Origin of the sequence: Clostridium sp., from assembly GCF_051650885.1 — a bacterium.
GTDB lineage: Bacteria > Bacillota > Clostridia > Clostridiales > Clostridiaceae > Clostridium.
Genome location: NZ_JBOFRG010000026.1, coordinates 1 through 3,158 on the forward strand (window position 1 = coordinate 1; position 3,158 = coordinate 3,158).

Annotated in this window: 1 protein-coding gene; it reads right to left on the minus strand. The window is 41.8% G+C overall.

Annotation, left to right across the window (positions count from 1 at the left end):
* Nucleotides 1–2,530 precede the first annotated feature (2,530 nt).
* Complete coding sequence (locus ACRC28_RS00855; protein ID WP_438541564.1) at nt 2,531–2,815, minus strand: immunoglobulin domain-containing protein; 285 nt, start codon at nt 2,813–2,815, stop codon at nt 2,531–2,533.
* Between the last annotated feature and the right edge of the window lie 343 nt (nt 2,816–3,158).

A 3,158-nucleotide genomic window follows, 5' to 3' on the forward strand; every position in this document is an offset into this window, starting at 1 on the left:
AAAACCCGCAGAAAGTACACCTGTGTCCCTTGTGGTTGGAAGCTTTTGGACAATAAATCAAAGATGCGAAATAGAAATAGTGTAAACATGGTTCTGTTTCTGTCAACCATCTATGGAACAGCTTGGTGTTAGTTTGCAGTGCACGTTGTCATTGTTTGTGCATGAAAAGCTTGTTATTATCTATAGTCATCAATTACTTCTATAGAGTAAAACAACTGTCAAACAACTTTAATTTAATCAATTGCAACTTCCCAAACTTCATCTGATGAATAAAAATAATACATTTGAGAAATTTTTGTTTGTTTGTGTTGTTTTTTTCATTCAGGAAGTATAAATAAGACAACTAAAGTAATGTATGTTTTCAAATAATCCACAGACACAAAAATCTAATTCTTGAAGACAACATCTGTACGCGTCTCACATAGCAACATCAGTAATGTTTCTGTCTAAAAAAAAAGGTCTTCAAACTCAACTTGACTTCTTTCACTTGGTTTAACATTTAGTAAACACCGAGTAAATTCAGGTGTCCGAAAGCCCCTCTGTGACTCCGAGTGTGGACACTGCAGTACGGAGCCCCCCAGGGGTCAATAAATAAAATATTCACGATTAAGAGAACAGACTGGTAAACAGTGCACATGGACTGTTGGTGGGCTACCAGTCGCACTGAACAGCTGAAGGGCTGGTTTGGCTGATGACAGGCCGCAGTTTACATCCAGCGAGGCTGAGGTCATGAGTCTGAATCCTGTTTACCAATCCGTGCGCTCGCTTTATTAATCCATTCACGCACATTTCCACGTCAATATTTATTTTTCCTATCATATAACCTCTGTAGGACTCCGTACTGCGGCCTGTGAGATATCATCTACACAACAACAGCAAACATCAGAAATAGAAACAGCAGAAATAGATTTATCTGAATGAAGACTTTTATCTATTTTTCCATCTTCAAATGTCCGCCTCCGATCTATTTGTTCTTTACGACATAGTTAAAAAGGGCTGTGTTGTGCTGCTCTATTTAAAATGAATGGTAAGACTTCGTGGACCTCAAAGTATGTTTGTTTTAGCTTTAACTGAGACTCTCCCAGTTTCAACCTTATTGTCTGGACCGACTTGTTGATAATAATCTTAAAATGGTCCACCTACTAGCTTTTTCTGGAGCTTTCTGACTGCATCTCGTGGCCTCCCTCAGCAGAATGAATCTGCTCAGCTGTTGTGGAGATAGGTAGCAAGTGGACTTTGAGTTAAGATTTTTTTGTTTCCAAGTTCAAGAATGAACTTTCACGCTCAGCACAAGCAATGTGCGACCTCGACAGAAGTGGCGCTGAAACAGCAGGATGCAAAATGTCATTTTATTGACATGAAAACAGGCTGACCTTTATGGCTTCTCCAGAGGCAGAGCAGCAGTACTGAAACCAGCAAGAGGCAGGCGACCACCACAGGAAGTAGAATGCGTTTGAATTTAGGCAGCTCAGGGCGTCCTGCTTCAAAACAGAAATACCACAGGATGACCTCAATGCAATAAAACAACAAGCTCTGTCTACATGGCTGCTTTGTGCTTCGCTAAACTGGTTAAATCTATAAACACACAGTGATTTATATCAACATTTATATCAATCCTCTCATCTATTTTCTGGTAAGACAGCAAACCAAGATGTTACAATATTCCTTTAAAGTAGAGTGCTTAGTGGAACCAAATTCAGTAGTTGTACCTTTCCGTCTTTCTCATTGATTTACCTTTTTGAAAATGTGTATTCATCTTAAAAGTCACTCCAGCATTTCAGTTCAGTTCAATGAAACAGGCTCACGGGGTCGAAGTAAATCCGCACAGATTTTTGGCATCAAGTTCAACTTTGACCACCAAACTTGCACCGCTGACCAATAGCAAGCCGTCTTGACAGTACCTAATGATCTTTGAGGGAACGGCGAGCTGGAGGGTCCAAAATGAAGGAAGCTATCGAAGCTTAGCTATTAGCTGCGTTGGACCATCCAGTTTTATATAACCTCCTCTGTCAGAGGTAAAACAACTCACAGAAAAAGTTAAGGTTTGCAGACAGTTATGAGACAAGAGTCAATGGTACAGTAGCCTACGTCTTTTGAAAAAACTGCTTAAATGTATTGTCCCGTTAGCAACTGAGCTAACAAGCTTGCTAAATGATGATTAGCTAGCACATTAGCTTGGACAGCTTGCATGTTCCCGGCTGGCTAGCATACCAGCTACAGCAATTCACCGACTAGCCTTGAAGGTAGTCGCTACATCATCAAGCTGCTAAAACTAAACATTTCGTCAAGAAGCTCGGATGAAAACTAATCTTCGGTGTGGGTGTAGTGTGGCTATATTTGAGTGACGTTGGCCGGCGACATAAGCAACCAACCCAACAACTGTCATCACATTTGATTCAAATGTTGCTTAACTCTGACTGGTGCACACAAATATTCCAACTGAGGCCCGCCCACTTTAAATCAGTGAGAAAAGAAAGAAATTTCCGATGTTAAATAACCAAAATAACGTGTTCATGTAGGGCCTCATTGCTCATAGTAAGAAGTTGTTTTCAAGGCCTTTAAAGCTGGTCTCACCTCTGACGGTCAGCCGGCTGTCTGGTGATTCTCCAGCTCCAGGGACGCTGCACTTGTAGAGTCCTTCATCAGATGTAGAAACACTGTGGATGGTCAGGTTTCCTGTAGAGCTGCTCCTGATGAGAAACCCATCTTTATAGAAATCGGTAGTGAGGTTGGAGGAGGAGGTCATCCTGTTTCTGCAGCGCAGAGTCACATCGTCTCCCGCCGTCACAGGAAGCACCGGACTCTCCAGGATCACAGAGCCAGCTGAGTGACAGAAGGCAGAAAGACAAGAGAATAGTTTGGAGCTCAAATAGCTTCAGGGTGTCTACACATGGTAATTCGAAGAGGTCAAAACTCTGGGAACCCTTGTTTTATAAAGAACAACTTGAACGTCAGACCTTGAACTTGCCAACTGTTTACCACAGTGTATTAACACCGTGGTCAAGCCAATCATATGCTAATCAGGTACTTAACAGTGATGAGGGAGGTGCAGCCAGAAAACAATAGGCCTGATTACTGATTACTGGGCCATCATGGAAACAAATAGGTCAGTTCAGGTGAAACTAGCTAATCAACAGAGACTCAGGTAGACTCCTTCC